Origin of the sequence: Magnetococcus sp. PR-3 (assembly GCF_036689865.1) — a bacterium.
GTDB lineage: Bacteria > Pseudomonadota > Magnetococcia > Magnetococcales > Magnetococcaceae > Magnetococcus.
Window position 1 is genome coordinate 54,400 of sequence record NZ_JBAHUQ010000022.1, and the last position, 15,939, is coordinate 70,338.

The following is a 15,939-nucleotide window of genomic DNA, read 5'->3' on the forward strand; positions in this document are numbered from 1 at the left end:
CTGAGGACAACTGTTGAAGCATCTCTACATTAAAACCTTTGGCTGTCAAATGAACAGCTATGACTCTGGCCGTATGGCGGATTTGCTGGCTGAAAGTCATGCCTTTAAAAGTACGGATGATCCTGAAAAAGCGGATTTAATCATTCTAAACACCTGCCATATCCGGGAGAAGGCAGAGGATAAGCTCTTCTCTGAGCTGGGACGTTTACGGCCATTGGCCGAAAAGGGTACCATCCTGGCTGTTGGGGGCTGTGTGGGGCAGGCGGAAGGTCGAACCATCTTTAGCCGGGCTCCTTATGTTCGCATGATTTTTGGGCCGCAGAATTATCATAAACTCCCCCAGATGATGCAGCGCGCTCTGGATGGGGAGACACGGGTTATTGCCGACGATATTCCCTCAGTCGATAAGTTTGATAATCTTCCTGAGGTACGTTCTGAAGGTGTGATGGGGCAGGTAACAGTGCAGGAGGGGTGCGACAAGTTTTGTGCCTTCTGTGTGGTGCCCTATACCCGAGGACGGGAGTGGAGCCGCCCTGTAGAGGCTATTCTTGAAGAGACCGAATCTCTGGCCCGTCAGGGGGTGCGAGAGGTCATGTTGTTGGGGCAAAATGTCAATGCCTATGCGGGCTCTGACCGTGACGGGGTTGAGCATGACTTGGCCTTGTTAATTCGCCGGGTGGCTGAAGTTGAGGGGATCGAGCGTATCCGTTTTGTGACCTCACATCCGGTGGACATGAATGACGATCTGGTTGAGGTGTTTGGTGAGATTGATGAATTGGCCCCTTATCTACATTTGCCGATTCAAAGTGGCTCAGATGCGATCTTAGAGGCCATGGATCGTGGTCATAACGTTGAAGAGTACTGTGCATGGGTCGATAAAATCCGTGCTGTTCGCCCAGATGTCGCGTTGGCTTCTGATTTTATTGTCGGTTTTCCCGGTGAAACAGAAGAGGATTTTCAAGCCACGCTGGATCTGATCACCCGCCTGGGTTTTGATCATGCCTACTCGTTTAAATACTCCTCCCGTCCGGGTACACCTGCGGCGGATTTGCCGGATCAAATTGAGGAAGCCGAAAAGAGTCATCGCCTGGAGCGTCTGCAAAGTCTCCTGAATGCGCAGCAGCTTAAGCGTAATCAGGCGCGTATTGGTGAAGTTGAATCGGTGTTGGTCGAAGGTCTGGCCAAAAAGGGCGATGGTGTTCTCTCTGGTCGTTCCGGTACGTTGCGTAAGGTTAATTTTCCGGGCTCCACCGAGTTGATCGGCCAGTTTGTTGATGTTGAGATTGAAGAGGGTCTGCCCAACAGTCTAAAAGGGCGGTTGGTGTAGCTCTGTTTTCCTTTGGTTTAAGCCTAGTACGAGGTGTTCATGTCCAAAACCACCCATGTGGATCATCTCTCTTTTCCTGATAATGAGCATGCTATGGCTCTGTTTGGGGATGGCGATACACACCTTCGGCTTATTGAGCAGAGGTTGGAAATTACCATCCTGCCCAGGGGCAATGAGCTGCTGCTTAAAGGGCGTAAACGCTCTTTAAAGCAGGCTGTTGGCTTGCTTAAGGCGCTTTATGAAAAACTGTTGGCTGGTGAAGAGGTTGATATGACACGGGTGGAAGATGGCATTCGTGCTGTCTTGGAAGATGAGCATATTGAGCCATTGTATGATGGTGATCGTGCCATTAAAACGCCTCGTGTCAGCATCTACCCCCGGACCAACCGCCAAGCGCGTTATGTGGATGCCATGCGGGCGCATGATATGACCTTTGCCGTGGGCCCTGCAGGAACGGGTAAAACCTTTTTGGCTGTGGCTGCTGCGGTTGAAGCTTGGCAAGAGCAGTTGGTTAAACGCATTATCCTGACCCGCCCCGCGGTAGAGGCTGGCGAGAACCTGGGTTTTTTACCGGGTGATCTGCAAGCCAAAATTGATCCTTATCTGCGACCTCTCTACGATGCGCTGTATGCCATGATCGGATCAGAAAAAGTTGAAAAAATGATTGCGGGTGGTGAGTTGGAAATTGCCCCACTGGCGTACATGCGGGGGCGAACACTCAGTGAAGCCTTTATTATTTTGGATGAAGCGCAGAACACGACGAATGAGCAGATGAAAATGTTTTTAACCCGCCTGGGCGAAAGTGCCCGTATGGTGGTGGCAGGGGATATTACCCAAATTGATTTACCCCGCGGGCAGAGTTCAGGGTTGGTGCAGGCTTTGAAGGTAGTTAAAGGTGTGGAAGGGGTTCATTTTGCACGCTTTACCGCCCGAGATGTAGTAAGGAATGAACTGGTTGAACGTATTGTGCGGGCTTATGATGAGCACGCACCACGACCTGTTGAATAAGGTAAGGTGAGGGCTGCAATTTAAGAATTCGCTTGCCCAAGGTGGGGAATGGGAGTAAACAGTGAGTTATGCGCCCCTTTCCATGGCAGTACATAAGTACTTGCTAAAACGGCTACCGATTCCCACACGAGATCTCATAAGATCGCGGTTGGGAGCAGGGACATATTGAGCCTTATGGCTGAAGATACACACAAACCTAGTCCTCAGGATCAGGCAGTTGATGATCGGCTGAGTATCTCTTTGAGTCTGCGCCCAGAACAGAAGGAGCAAAAACCCTTCTATAAACGGGCTTTAATCGGTCTACGGGAGAGTTGGGCCTGGAGTTGGGGGGGCTTTGCGCTTTTGGTAGGGCTTTTGGCAACCATCTACTCTCCCAACGCGTGGCATATGCCCCATGTGTTAGAGGTTGGGGAGGTCGCCACCCGTAATATCAAAGCTGAACGGGATATCTTGGTTGAAGATCGCTCAGCAACCGAACAGCGTCGTTTAAAGGCGGTCTCAGCGGTACCCCCGGTTTTTGACTGGGATGCCAACATGGTGCTCAGCCTGAGTGGTGGCATTACAGATCGTCTGGTAGAGCTGCATGGTGCCATGCACGAACTGGCACGTTCTGGTGCCTTGCCTAACCAAAAAGAGCTTGAGTATCAATGGGCTGAGCGCTATACCTTGCCCACACCCATCCTGCAAGAGCTTCTCAGAATTAGTGGTTTGACACAGGCCCTGCTGGTGGCACGTACCCAGGCGGACAAGCCGCCGCTACCCCCGACAATTGAGACGCCGGATCAGGTGGATGAAGGTGAGCGTGCCGCCCATGCTTTGGTACAAGCAACCAAAACTTCCCCCATGGCTCTGTTTGCTCAGCCTAAAGGTTTAAACCCTGGGTTTGAGCATCTCCAAGCCCGCATACAGACTTGGCTGAAATCCCACACCCATCACTGGGTGGTTGCGGATGCGTCGACCCAAACGCGTGTACAGCGTAAACCCATTACCTTACACCCGCTGGAAAACCCCAAAGAGTTCCGACTGACCATTCCAGACCGGGTTGTGACCCTGGAACAGCTGGCTGTGCTCATTCGGGACAGTTCAACCCGCCATCTTTCTGATCTGGACCCCGCTTTACGCATGTGGATTGTGGAGCAGATTCAAGAGTACCTGCGCCCCAATTTAACCTACAACAGTGCGGAAACCCGACAGCGTCAACTGCAAGCTGAAGAGGATGTTGACCAGGTCTTTTTACGGGTACGCCGAGGTCAGATGGTGGTTCGGGAAGGGGAAGTTGTTAGTGAAAATACCCAGCTAAAGCTCACGGCCCTTAATAAAGGGGACCTGAATGAGGTGAAGTGGATTCGTATTGCAGGGCTGTGCATGACGGTGGCTCTGTTCCTCTACATCGGTCGTCTGTTTCTACTGCGTACAGCAGCAGCTTTTCCAAGAGATCGTTTGACCTTGGAAATTTTGGGAACCTTGCTGGTGGTCAGCGCGTCGCTTAGCGCCTTTACCTTTGCATTGGGTAAAGGCATGGCTGGGGTGTTCCAGTGGCCTGCCCAGAGTGTGTTTTATCTGCCGCCTGTCGCGATGGGCTCTGCTTTGGCCTCCTTGATCATTGGGGCTCGGGTCTCTCTACCCGGTGGTACCATGGTTGTTGGTACGGTGCTCTCTTTCCTGACCTCACAGTTGGCAGGTGGTGGTTTGCCACTCTTTGTCTATTACATGATTGGTTCTCTGGTCGGGGGCTTGTCATTAAGAACCTGCCGCCAACGTTTTGATGTGTTACGCAGCGGCTTAGCCGTTGGGATTGCTCAAATTTTGGTGGTACCTGCTGTTGAGCTACTTATGGGGAATGCACCCTCGGTAGACTGGACTGTTTATATGGTCATGGCGTTGGTCAGTGGCCTGCTCTCCGGGTTGTTCGCTTTGGCGTTGATCCCGTTGATGGAGTCTCTATTCAACATCACCACCGATTCTCGCCTTATGGAGTTGGCTGCGGGGGATCACCCCTTGCTCAGAGAACTCTCCATGCGTTCTCCGGGTACCTATCATCACTCCGTTATGATGGGGAACCTTGCGGAGGAAGCCGCTGAGAAAATTGGTGCCAATCCGCTGTTGGCTCGGGTTATGGCCCTCTATCATGATATCGGTAAAATGGCCAAGCCAGCCTATTTTGTTGAGAACCAGTCCGGAGCCAACCGGCATGATCAGCTCTCTCCAAGCATGTCGGCCAAAATTATTATGTCTCACGTTAAGGCCGGCATTGCCATGGCCCGTCAGTTTAAGCTGGGTGAGCCCATTGAGGAGGCCATTCGTACCCATCAAGGAACCTCTTTGTTGCAGTTCTTCTACAACAAAGCCTTGAATGAGGCTGCCAAGCGTGGTGAAACGGTGGATGATGCCGATTACCGCTACCCTGGGCCCATACCTCAAACCCGAGAGGCGGGTATTCTGATGTTGGCCGATTCGGTCGAAGCGGCCACCCGTTCTTTGAAGGATCCTGCGCCAGCTCAGATCCAAGCCATGGTCCGGCGTATTATTAATAATAAAATTCGTGATGGTCAGTTGGATGATTGTAAGTTGACCATGCGTGAACTGGCTGTGATTGAAGAGGCCTTCTTAAGGGTGTTGACCTTAGGCTTTTACCATCGTCGTATTGCTTACCCTGAAATACGCAAACCACCCAGAGAGGGGGCCGCTAATGTGCCAAGTCTTGGTGCAGTCGCCGCATCCAGCATGGCCAAGTCTGGATGAACGGATCCAGCAGGTGGTTGAGGCCACCCTGGAGGCCGAGTCTCTCTTGGCGGATTCCCCTGCCTATGGCTGGCAGATGGATGATCTGGAGGTGAGTGTCCTGCTCACGGACGATGCCGAAGTGCAAGCCTTAAACGCTGAATATCGGGGGAAGGATAAGCCCACCAATATTCTCTCTTTTGCCATGGAAGAGGATGAGGAAGAGCCTTTTCCTTTGATGGAGGGGGAGCCTCGTGCGTTGGGGGATCTTATTTTGGCTTACGAAACGGTTGCCCGTGAAGCTGAAGAGCAGGATAAAGCATTTGCCCAACATCTGGCGCACCTGTTGGTTCATGGAACGTTACATCTGATCGGTTATGATCATGAACGTTCTGATGCTGAAGCCGATCAACAGGAAGCACGGGAAGTGACCATTTTAGCCCAGTTAGGTCTTGCCAATCCCTATGCTTGACCCTAAAAAAGATTTATGGATACAGCGTCTTGCAGCAAAACTGCAGGCGCTGTTTTTACATCCAGATGCCTTGTTGGTCATCGGGGCGGCCGGTTTGTCCCGTCTAGGTTTTCAACCACAAGGTTGGTTTTGGGCCTCAATGGCAGGGTTTGCCTTGTGGTTGGCTGTCTTGCACCGTTGCACGGTGAAACGGGCTTTATGGCTGGGCTATCTGTTTGGTCTGTTCCACTTTTCCTTAAGCTTTACTTGGCTGATTGAGTCGCTCTCCACCAACAGTGGTGCACCCTGGATCGCCGGTGTACTTGGGGTGGTGGGGTTGGCTGCGGTTGTTGCCATTTATCCCATGTTGGTGGCTGGTGCCTTGGCTTGGTTGCGTCCAAGGGCGGTTATGCTGCCCATTGTGGTGGCAACACTGTGGGTGTGTGCTGAGTGGCTGCGGGGTTATCTATTTACCGGATTTCCCTGGAACCAGAGCGGTATGATCTGGATGAACTGGGCAAGCCTCATTCAAGTAGCGGATCTGGGGGGCATCTACCTGCTCTCATTTTTGGCGCTGTTGATGGCGGGTGTTATCCGGGTGGTGTTTGATCCTACCCTTAGTGCACGTCTACGCACCCGCTGGTTGGTTGTTATGAGCGTGGTGCTTACGGCGGGGCACCTTTATGGGGAGGCTCAACTCCAAATATCGGCTGATGAAAAACAGTACCGCATTGCCTTAGTTCAGGGAGGCGTACCTCAACTGAATAAGTGGGATAAGGCGCGGCATGAGGAGCATCTGGAGCGCTATCTAGATTTAACCATGGAAGCGGCTGGTCAAGCTGTGGATCTGGTGGTGTGGCCTGAGACTGCGCTGGCCTATTTTTTACAATCCTACCCTGCACGTTGGGATCGTATGGCCAATGTGCTCCGCACCCTAGAGGTGCCCTTGTTGTTTGGGGTTCCCCATGCGGTGAAGGGCAAGAGTCACCGTTATCGCTATTACAACGCTTTGGCTCTGTTTAACCAAAAAGGTGACTGGATAAAGACCTACCATAAGCACCATCTTGTACCCTTTGGAGAATATGTACCGTTACGCGGGTGGTTGCCCGATAGCATCGCTAAACTGACGGCGGGTAAAGAGGACTTTTCCATGGGGGTTGGTCCCCAAGCCATTCCGACCTCTTTAGGGGTGTTGGGGCCTTTGGTCTGCTATGAAGTGATTTTTCCAGCAGAGGTTCGGCAGCTGGCCAACCAGGGGGTCGAGCTGCTGATTAATGCCACCAATGATGCCTGGTTTGGTCACTCTGCCAAGACTCAGCATTTACAGATGGCACGTCTAAGGGCCATTGAAAACCGTCTTCCCTTGGTGCGGGTGGCCAATACAGGTATCAGTGCCTCTTTTGATGCCTATGGACGTACCGTTGGAACCTTACCCTCAAACCAACCTGCTATGGCCATACACACGGTAAACCATGCGCCTAAAGGGGGGAGCTTTTATCGCCGTTGGGGGGCGTGGGAATTATGGTTTTGGTCGGGGCTGCTGATGTTATCCATCCTGGCGGTACAGTGGGGGCGTTGGCGGCGGTCACACTCTGGATAAGGGGGCGTCGTGTGTCTTGAATGTGTACGTTTATTTACCTGCTGCCTGGTGTTTGCATCTATCGATTTCCGCAAATAAGAGCCTGAACCACGCAAGATAAAGTATCGATCGTTTTTTTGGGGCTATCCGTGCTTACAAAGCGGTATTGATCTCTATTTCACCTTTTTGAAACTCAGGCAATATGGTACCTTTCCATGTTTCATCCCAGCGTGGAAGACGCTATAGAATTCACTGCCATCGGAGGCGTCCGTGACTTTCCAGGACCTCATCCTCTCATTACAGAACTACTGGGCCAATAAAGGCTGTGTCTTGCACCAGCCCTATGATATGGAGATGGGTGCCGGTACGTTCCACCCCGCTACCTTCTTGAGGGTGTTGGGCCCTGAGCCGTGGAAAACAGCCTATGTGCAGCCTTCTCGGCGTCCGACAGATGGTCGTTATGGGGAAAACCCCAACCGTCTCCAGCACTATTTCCAGTTTCAGGTCATTCTTAAACCCTCTCCACCTGAGATCCAGCAGCTCTATTTAGACTCTCTGACGCAAATTGGGATTGATGCCAACAAGCATGACATTCGCTTTGTTGAAGATGATTGGGAGTCTCCCACCCTGGGGGCATGGGGATTGGGTTGGGAAGTGTGGTTGGATGGGATGGAAGTGACCCAGTTTACCTACTTCCAGCAAGTAGGGGGCATTGACCTTAAGCCGGTTTCTGGAGAGCTGACCTACGGGCTGGAGCGTCTCTGTATGTATATTCAGGGCGTTGAGAATGTCTATGATCTGGACTACAACGGTCAGTTAAGCTATGGCGATGTCTACCAGCAGAATGAGGTAGATTACAGCACCTATAACTTCTCTGAAGCTGATACACAGATGCTGTTTACTCTGTTCACCACGCATGAGCAGGAAGCGCTGCGTCTGGCCCAGGCTGAATTACCGGTCCCCGCTTATGATCATGTGATTAAAAGTTCCCACTACTTCAATCTGCTGGATGCTCGTGGGGCTATTAGTGTGACAGAGCGTGCCCGTTATATTGGGCGGGTGCGGAATTTGGCAAAAAATGTGGCTGAGGCATATGTATTACAGCGTGAGAAGCTTGGCTTCCCGCTGTTGAAGGGGCAGGAGGGCTGATCATGGCAGAGTTTATGTGGGAAATCGGTACCGAGGAGATCCCTGCACGCATGTTGCCTGGGGCAATTAAAGCCATCAAAGAGTTAACCAGTGCAGCCTTGAAAGAGGCTGGGCTTGGTTTTGATCGCATACAGAGTGAGGGTACGCCGCGTCGTCTGGTGGTGGTTATTCAAGATCTGGATGACAAAACGGCAGATCTTGAAGAAGAACGGCGGGGACCCGCTGTAAAAGCCGCGTTTGATGCGGAAGGCAACCCCACCAAGGCTGCGCAAGGTTTTGCCCGTGGGTGTGGGGTTGATGTTGACCAGTTAGGGCGAATTGAGACCCCTAAAGGTGAATATCTGGCCTATACCATTAAGCAGCCTGGCCAAACAGCCGCAGATGTTCTGCCGGGTGTTTTGCACACTGTCTTCAAAGGGTTGCCCTGGCCAAAGACCATGCGTTGGAGCGATGGTGAGACCCGTTTTGTTCGCCCTGTACAGACCATTACAGCCCTACTGGGTGGGCAGCAAATTGAGGTGGAGTTGGCAGATAATGTTCGCTATACCACCGAGGTGACCGGCCACCGCTTTATGGGGCAAGGTTCTGTTGCTGTTCAAGACTTTGCCAGTTATCAGCAGGCGATGGCTGATGGCAAAGTGATGCTTAAACTGGAAGATCGCATGGCTGCTATCCGTACGGGTATGGCCGAGCAAGCCGCGAGTGTGGATGGGGTTGTGGCCCCTGACGAAGCTCTGGTTTCTGAAAATGCTTCATTGACCGAGTGGCCTGTGGCGGTTTTGGGTAGCTATGATGAATCCTACCTGGAAATTCCACCAGAGGTATTAACAACCTCCATGCGCTACCACCAAAAATATTTTCCTGTGGTGGATGCCAACGGCCAGCTAAAACCCAACTTTGTGGCCATCTCCAATATGGTAACGCCAGATCAAACCGTTCTGGTTAAAGGTTACCAACGGGTTTTGAAAGCACGTTTGGAAGATGCTGCCTTCTATTGGGCTGAAGATCGTAAAACACGTTTAACCGACCGTTTGCCTAGCCTGGAGAAGGTTGTTTGGCAGGCTAAGTTGGGATCATTGTTCCAAAAATCTCAGCGTATGGCCCATCTATGCAGTGCCATCTCAGCCTATGTGGCACCTGAGAAAGCAGCCATTGCTGAAAAAGCCGGTCTCTATAGTAAATGTGATCTGGTCACGGGCATGGTTGGCGAGTTCCCAGAGCTCCAGGGCATTATGGGAGGGTACTACCTACCCCGTGAATCGGACACCGATGAAGTTGCCGCGCTGGCGATTCGAGAGCACTATATGCCTGCGGGTGCTGGGGATGATCTACCAGAAAGTCTGTGTGGGCGCATTGTCTCGCTATCCGACAAATTGGACACACTGGTGGGCTGCTTTGGTATGGGGATTACCCCGACGGGAACCAAAGATCCTTTTGGCCTTCGGCGCGCAGCGCTGGGTGTCATACGCTTGATCCTTCAGGAAAATGGTTTGCGCTTGCCGTTGCGTAAGCTGTGTGAAGAAGCCTACCGCCAGTATGGGGAAATTGGTCTAGAGATTGGTGAATCTCAGACGGTGGATGCTGTGCTTGATTTCTTCTATGGGCGTCTGCAAGCACATTTGAAATCAGAAGGCATTGACTATGATCTGATTGAAGCGGTGCAGGCTTTAAACCTGGATGATTTGTGGGATGCCGTTAATCGGGTCAATGCTCTGGTCAGCTTCAAGCAGGATGCCGCCTATGAAGCGCTGGTGGCGGCCAATAAACGTATGGCTAATATCCTTTCCAAGTTGGAAGAGGACAGTGTTGACCTCACCGTTGCTGTGGATGGTACTGTCCTTAAAGAGTCTGCCGAGCAAGGTTTAGCTCACGCTGTGGCTGATGTGGCAGGAACGGTTCGGGATCATAGCCGAGCAGGTCGTTATGCCGATGCTTTGACGGCTTTGGCCTCTTTACGAAGTGTGATTGATTCCTTCTTTGATGACGTGATGGTTATGGACAAAGACCAGGCCGTCCGTGAAAACCGTCTTCGTTTGCTCGCTTCGGTCTTGGGCCTGTTCCGTGAAGTTGCCGATGTAAGCTGTTTGGTGGTCGCAGAGAAGTAAGATCATCGCTGGACCCAATAATAATGAGGCCCTGCGTGTTTAAACGCAGGGCCTTGTTTGCTCTATTATCTGGGTGATGAGGTTGATGGTTAGGGCCCGTTAACCGGGCGTGGCTTTTATGGTTCAGTTTTTATGTCGGTTTGAGAACAACCGTTGGCCTTTATAAGGCTCTACGGGTAGATCACCTGTTTTGCCCCGTGTGTGAGGTTTCCCTTCCTCGGTGTCTCAAGGCTAGGGCTCATAGCTGCTTTAAGCTGGATGCTTTTGAGCATTGATGTTGCGACTGTGGTTTTAGCAACAACAGGCCCGACTTTGTGTGTTCAAGCGGTAGGGTGTTGTGGATGGGAGGGGTGATTCATCCCCCAATACTGTTGCAACACACCCGCGGCGTATGATTTTCCCCATTTTGAATCATCCCCGCCCTGCGTTTTTTTGACTGGGTGGTGTTTGAGTTTCTCGGCAGGATGCTGAGTGTCGTTGTTCGGTCGTTTAGAAGGAACTTAGACCGACTAGCCAGGCGATTATCCCTCCATGTCCCCCCATGCAACCAGTTCAGACCCTGCGCTGATTATTCTTCAGGAAACCTTTGGTTATCCCGCGTTTCGTGGTTTCCAACGTGAGGTCATTGAACAGGTTATAGCCGGTCAAGATGCCCTGGTGCTCATGCCAACTGGGGGGGGCAAATCACTAACTTTTCAAATTCCGGCGATGCTCAGACAGGGCATTGGTATCGTTATTTCGCCACTTATTGCCTTAATGCAGGATCAGGTTGAGGCGTTAAAGTTGGTGGGTGTAAAGGCGGCCTACCTAAACTCCACGGTTGAAGCACCTGAAGCATCAGAGATTTTTCGGCAAATTCATCATGGCGAATTAGATATGCTCTATATGGCCCCGGAGCGGTTGTTGCTTCCGGGTACATTGGCAATGCTGGAGAAAATGCCCGTTGCCCTATTTGCCATTGATGAAGCCCACTGTGTTTCTCAATGGGGACATGATTTTAGACCCCACTACCTTGGCCTTTCTGCCTTAGCTGAACGTTTTCCATCAGTACCTCGCATTGCTTTAACGGCAACAGCCGATCAACGAACCCGGGAGGAGATGGTTCACCGCCTGCAATTGGAAAATGCCCAGCAGTTTGTGGCCAGTTTTGACCGTCCAAATATTCGTTACCGGATTTTGCCTAAAGATAATGGCAAGCAGCAGATTAAACGTTTTTTAGAGCAGGAGCATAAAGGGGATAGCGGTATTATCTACTGCATGTCCCGTAAGCGTACCGAAGAGGTTGCCGCGTGGCTAAGTCAAGAGGGGTTTCCTGCACTGCCGTACCATGCTGGGCTGCTTCATGGAGAACGAGAGCGTAATCAGCAGCGTTTTTTACAAGAAGAGGGGTTGATCATCTGTGCCACCATTGCTTTTGGTATGGGGATTGATAAACCCGATGTGCGTTTTGTCGCCCATTTAGATCTACCTAAAAGCATTGAATCTTACTATCAAGAGACAGGGCGGGCCGGGCGTGATGGCTTGCCTTCCAATGCTTTTTTGGTGTTTGGCTATGAAGATGTCGCTAAGCTCCATTGGTTTATGGATCAATCTGACGCTGGACTAGAATTTAAAGAGATTGAACGTCAGAAGCTCGATAGTCTATTGGCCTTTTGTGAAACCACAGAGTGTCGACGCAAAGCGCTGCTTAACTATTTTGGTGAGCAAAGAGAAGAGCCGTGTGGTAACTGCGATAGCTGCTTAGAACCTGCCAAAACCTGGGATGGTAAAGAGGCCGCACAGATGGCGCTCTCTTGTGTGTTTCGTACCGGGCAGGATTTTGCCATGAGCTATTTAAGTCAGATCCTGGTGGGGGATGACGATGAGCGCATTGAACGCAATGGCCACCACCGTATCAGTACCTTTGGTATCGGTAAGAAGCACTCAAAAAAAGAGTGGATGGATATTTATAAGCAGCTTATATTTAAAGGATATCTTCGGGTAGAAGGGGAGTATCGGACGCTTAAGTTGGCGCAGTCCTGCCGTCCGGTCTTACGTGGCGAGCTTGATATCCGCTTTCGAGCAAAAACCCGTAAGCCGAAAAAAGTATTTAAACGCCGCTATGAAACCGCCTTTACCAGCCATGGTGATCAGCAACTGTGGGATGCTCTGGTCGCTTGGCGAAAAGAGATTGCCTGTAGTCAGGGGGTTCCCCCGTACATTATTTTTGGTAACGCTACCTTAGAAGCCATCGTGGAAAACCGTCCTCGAACCTCCAGTCAGCTCCATGAAATGCCAGGTATTGGTACCCATAAAATGGAACTGTATGCCGGTGATGTGATGACAATCCTCGCAGAACACGATGGAAAATAACCCATAGAAATTCCTAAAGAGTATATGAAGCACAAAGACGTTTTATATTGAAAACATAAATAATTAAGCGCACCTTTAGCATAGGCATGTTGTTATTTTATGCAAAATCTCAAATGAGAGAGGTGTTCTATGCAAAAGGATTTTCACCACGCAGTTACCTATGTGTGTGCCCGTTTGGCTGGCTTTGCAGCAGAGGATGCATCCATCATCGCCTATGCGGCTCAATATGTGGACAACGCCACCCATGATGAGGCGATCACATTTACTAACCAAGCGGTGTATATGCAGGAGGTTTCTGCCCATGAAATGCTAGACTTTAACAACATGGATGACGCTAAAAATTGTAAGGTCTGGTTGCCCTTTCATTTTTTACCTGGGAACCAAGGGCTAAAGGCTGGTGATGCTCAAGAGATGAGTTTTTTGCAAAAAATTGTCTGTCGACCAAACAGTTATATCGCTCAGGATATGGTGGATAACCTTATTAAACAGCAGGGTGATCTCTCTTATCGACTGCATTGGTTAGGCATTACCATGCATGTTTATGCGGATACCTGGGCACACCAAGGCTTCGCGGGTATTTTAGATGACATTAATGATGTAAAAGACCTGGATGAGTTTGAAACAGATGTCTTTAGTGGCCCCATTAAGGAGTTAAAAGAAAAAGTGATATTGAGTGCGGTGCCCACATTGGGGCATGGCCAGGCAGGGTTCTATCCAGATATGCCGTTTCTAAAATGGCGCTATATTAATGGACGGGATGAGGTGATTGATCGGGATAATACGCAAGATTTCTGTGAGGCGGCGGATCACATGTGTAAAGCCATGCAGCGCTTTAGAGGGCTACCTGAAGCGCAGATAAATGGTATTGCAGACTCGATATTGGCAAACATGCGGCACAATTTTAAGTCGTTTCAGGATATTGATGGGGACGTTCGCCATGAAAAGTGGCTAGAGAGTATTGAGGCCGGAGAAGTATCAGGCGAGATGAAGGGAGAGCGCCCTGTATATGTGATCGGTGAGAACCCTGGAGGCTGGAAATATGACATTTTGGGGGTAGGGGGGGATACCACCAAGCCATCTTACGATTATCCTGATGGCTTTTTGACCAGTAACTGGAAGCTTTTTCACGATGCGATGAAAGCCCATCGCTTTCATCTGTTACAGAACATTCTGCCCAATTATGGAATATGTGGTGCCTAAACGTGGTTTTAGGTAGGGAATTTGGGAGGGGCGGGTACCCTCCCAACTATAAAATGCACGGCTCTATTCAGCCCGTTCGACCATTAATGTTGTGCTTTGTACATCCATGACTTTTACGGGGGTACCGACCTCACAATCAGGACCTTGGGCCAGCCATAAACTATCACCAATACGTACTTTTCCCCGTCCATGGGTGATGGCCTCTTCGACCAGGTAAACCTGACCAAGCATACGATGACCCCGTTCATTCAGGCCATTGTGGTCCCCTGCTTCTGCTGGTTTAAACAGCTTGCGGCCAACATAGGTGGAGATCAGTGAGAGGATCCCATAGAGCAGTACAGACCATTGCCAGGGAAACTCCGGAATAAAGTAAACAAGGCTACCCACCAAAAAAGCAGAGATGCCCATCCACAATAAAAAGGTACTCCAGACAAAGAGCTCCAAGCCAATGAGTACCAGCCCTACAATCATCCAAGCCCAGTGGGGGGCGATATCTGCAATGAGACTCATGCTTAATCCCCTTTGACCGATTTGGCCAGCTCTGCAATCCCACCTAATGAACCCAGAAGGGAGGAAGCTTCCAGGGGTAACATGATCACTTTATCATTCTCAGAGCTGGCGATGCTTTGAAGGGCATCTGTATATTTGGTTGCCACAAAGTAGTTGAGCGCCTGAACATCACCATTTCTAACGGCTTCGGAGACCATTTTTGTGGCGTTGGCTTCAGCCTCTGCCAAGCGTTCCCGGGCTTCTGCTTCACGAAACGCAGCCTCACGGGCACCTTCTGCTTTTAAAATAGCCCCCTGTTTTTCCCCTTCAGCCTTTAAAATCTCTGCTTGGCGGGTACCTTCAGCTTCTAAAATTTGGGCTCGTTTGGTTCGTTCGGCCTTCATCTGCAGGCTCATGGCTTCCACCAAATCCAGTGGTGGATCAAGATCCTTAATCTCCACACGGGTCACCTTTACTCCCCAAGGGTCAGTAGCCTGATCAATAACCCCTAACAGCTTGCCATTGATCTCTTCCCGGTTAGAGAGCATTTGATCAAGGGACATCGCACCCAGTACAGATCGGATGTTGGTCATGCAGAGGTTACGCATGGCCAGCTTAAGGTCATTGACCTCATAACTGGAGCGGGCGGCATCCACAATTTGATAAAAGACCACACCATCTGCTTGTACCACGGCATTATCGCTGGAGATGACGCTTTGCGCCTCAATATCCAAAACCTGTTCACGCATATTGATCTTATACGTAACCATATCAATAAAAGGAATGATCAGGTTGAGACCTGGACGTAAGGTTTTGGTGAATTTACCAAAGCGTTCAACGGTGTATTGGTTGCCCTGGGGTACGGTTTTAACCCCCATAAAAATCAATAGAATAATAACAGCCAACAAAATAAGGCTAAATAAGGCAAACCCATCAATCATGGCAATTCTCCCCCCAAATAAAAAAAGTCCCCATCAGTGGGGACTCTAACACTATTTCTTATCCAGCTCCGCCAGCTCTTTACGGTACTGTTGGCCCAACCTGACATAGTTCGTGGTGGTTGAGGTTATCTCTTCCCCCTCACTATCTCGTAGCTCACGTAACCGTTTGGCCGGACTGCCCATCCATAAGTCCCCTGTTTGAACCTGTTTTCCAGGGGTCACCATGGTTCCCGCTGCGACCATGGCTCCACTTTCTATGGTGGCACCATCCATGACCGTGGCATCCATCCCCACCATGCACCCATTATTTAAGGTGCATGCATGAAGGGTCACCCGGTGCCCAATGGTAATATCATCCCCAAGTATCAGGGGTAGTCCCTCAGGTTTGTGGGGTTTAGGGCGGGTTACATGTAAGACACTTCCATCTTGCACATTGGTTCGGGCGCCGATACGGATATAGTTAACATCCCCCCGTACAACCACGCCTGGCCAAATGGAGCTCTCAGGACCAATCTCAACATCACCAATGATGACGGCATCAGGGTGAACAAAAGCGGTTGGGTCAATTTTTGGCCAACGTCCTTCAAAAGGATAGATAGGCATAAGATTTCCCTTTG

Annotated in this window: 12 protein-coding genes; 9 read left to right on the top strand and 3 right to left on the bottom strand. The window is 50.5% G+C overall.

What is annotated here, in order from left to right; genetic code table 11:
- Positions 1 to 13: 13 nt before the first annotated feature.
- The 9 genes from miaB (at position 14) to V5T57_RS13410 (ending at position 13,892) form a co-directional block, all read left to right on the top strand.
- Positions 14 to 1,327, top strand: coding sequence for a tRNA (N6-isopentenyl adenosine(37)-C2)-methylthiotransferase MiaB (miaB, locus tag V5T57_RS13370; protein ID WP_332891732.1), 1,314 nt, complete (start codon positions 14 to 16; stop codon positions 1,325 to 1,327).
- A 39-nt stretch (positions 1,328 to 1,366) separates the two neighbouring features.
- Positions 1,367 to 2,335, top strand: a complete 969-nt coding sequence (locus V5T57_RS13375) for a PhoH family protein (RefSeq protein WP_332891733.1) — start codon at positions 1,367 to 1,369, stop codon at positions 2,333 to 2,335.
- A 174-nt stretch (positions 2,336 to 2,509) separates the two neighbouring features.
- Positions 2,510 to 5,077: an HD family phosphohydrolase gene (locus tag V5T57_RS13380; RefSeq protein ID WP_332891734.1), complete on the top strand. Its 2,568-nt coding sequence runs from the start codon at positions 2,510 to 2,512 to the stop codon at positions 5,075 to 5,077.
- A complete protein-coding gene (ybeY, locus tag V5T57_RS13385; protein WP_332891735.1) occupies positions 5,025 to 5,528 on the top strand; it encodes an rRNA maturation RNase YbeY in 504 nt (167 codons plus the stop codon). Before V5T57_RS13380 ends, ybeY begins: the two co-directional genes overlap by 53 nt.
- Positions 5,521 to 7,107, top strand: a complete 1,587-nt coding sequence (gene lnt / locus V5T57_RS13390; RefSeq protein WP_332891736.1) for an apolipoprotein N-acyltransferase — start codon at positions 5,521 to 5,523, stop codon at positions 7,105 to 7,107. Before ybeY ends, lnt begins: the two co-directional genes overlap by 8 nt.
- 249 nt (positions 7,108 to 7,356) lie before the next feature.
- The gene (locus tag V5T57_RS13395; RefSeq protein ID WP_332891737.1) at positions 7,357 to 8,235 is read left to right on the top strand and encodes a glycine--tRNA ligase subunit alpha; all 879 of its coding nucleotides are present in this window, start codon (positions 7,357 to 7,359) and stop codon (positions 8,233 to 8,235) included.
- Positions 8,236 to 8,237: 2 nt separating this feature from the next.
- Positions 8,238 to 10,340 (top strand): glycine--tRNA ligase subunit beta, encoded by a 2,103-nt coding sequence (gene glyS / locus V5T57_RS13400; protein ID WP_332891738.1) that lies wholly within the window; start codon positions 8,238 to 8,240, stop codon positions 10,338 to 10,340.
- Positions 10,341 to 10,871: 531 nt separating this feature from the next.
- A complete protein-coding gene (recQ, locus tag V5T57_RS13405; RefSeq protein WP_332891739.1) occupies positions 10,872 to 12,692 on the top strand; it encodes a DNA helicase RecQ in 1,821 nt (606 codons plus the stop codon).
- A gap of 129 nt (positions 12,693 to 12,821) precedes the next feature.
- The gene (locus tag V5T57_RS13410; protein ID WP_332891740.1) at positions 12,822 to 13,892 is read left to right on the top strand and encodes a DUF6765 family protein; all 1,071 of its coding nucleotides are present in this window, start codon (positions 12,822 to 12,824) and stop codon (positions 13,890 to 13,892) included.
- A 63-nt stretch (positions 13,893 to 13,955) separates the two neighbouring features.
- Here the strand turns inward: V5T57_RS13410 and V5T57_RS13415 are convergent, their stop codons facing one another.
- From V5T57_RS13415 to V5T57_RS13425, 3 genes are read right to left on the bottom strand one after another with little or no spacing between them, the layout of a single operon-like run.
- Complete coding sequence (locus V5T57_RS13415; RefSeq protein ID WP_332891741.1) at positions 13,956 to 14,402, bottom strand: NfeD family protein; 447 nt, start codon at positions 14,400 to 14,402, stop codon at positions 13,956 to 13,958.
- Between the two features lie 2 nt (positions 14,403 to 14,404).
- A complete protein-coding gene (locus V5T57_RS13420) occupies positions 14,405 to 15,322 on the bottom strand; it encodes an SPFH domain-containing protein (protein ID WP_332891742.1) in 918 nt (305 codons plus the stop codon).
- A gap of 51 nt (positions 15,323 to 15,373) precedes the next feature.
- The gene (locus tag V5T57_RS13425) at positions 15,374 to 15,925 is read right to left on the bottom strand and encodes a gamma carbonic anhydrase family protein (RefSeq protein ID WP_332891743.1); all 552 of its coding nucleotides are present in this window, start codon (positions 15,923 to 15,925) and stop codon (positions 15,374 to 15,376) included.
- Positions 15,926 to 15,939: the final 14 nt, after the last annotated feature.

Excerpts from the sequence above, each read along its gene's own strand:
- V5T57_RS13375 (WP_332891733.1), top strand. The coding sequence starts at position 1,367 with ATGTCCAAAACCACCCATGTGGATCATCTCTCTTTTCCTGATAATGAG.
- V5T57_RS13380 (WP_332891734.1), top strand. The coding sequence starts at position 2,510 with ATGGCTGAAGATACACACAAACCTAGTCCTCAGGATCAGGCAGTTGAT.
- ybeY (WP_332891735.1), top strand. The coding sequence starts at position 5,025 with ATGTGCCAAGTCTTGGTGCAGTCGCCGCATCCAGCATGGCCAAGTCTG.
- lnt (WP_332891736.1), top strand. The coding sequence starts at position 5,521 with ATGCTTGACCCTAAAAAAGATTTATGGATACAGCGTCTTGCAGCAAAA.
- glyS (WP_332891738.1), top strand. The coding sequence starts at position 8,238 with ATGGCAGAGTTTATGTGGGAAATCGGTACCGAGGAGATCCCTGCACGC.
- recQ (WP_332891739.1), top strand. The coding sequence starts at position 10,872 with ATGTCCCCCCATGCAACCAGTTCAGACCCTGCGCTGATTATTCTTCAG.
- V5T57_RS13410 (WP_332891740.1), top strand. The coding sequence starts at position 12,822 with ATGCAAAAGGATTTTCACCACGCAGTTACCTATGTGTGTGCCCGTTTG.
- V5T57_RS13415 (WP_332891741.1), bottom strand. The coding sequence starts at position 14,402 with ATGAGTCTCATTGCAGATATCGCCCCCCACTGGGCTTGGATGATTGTA.
- V5T57_RS13420 (WP_332891742.1), bottom strand. The coding sequence starts at position 15,322 with ATGATTGATGGGTTTGCCTTATTTAGCCTTATTTTGTTGGCTGTTATT.
- V5T57_RS13425 (WP_332891743.1), bottom strand. The coding sequence starts at position 15,925 with ATGCCTATCTATCCTTTTGAAGGACGTTGGCCAAAAATTGACCCAACC.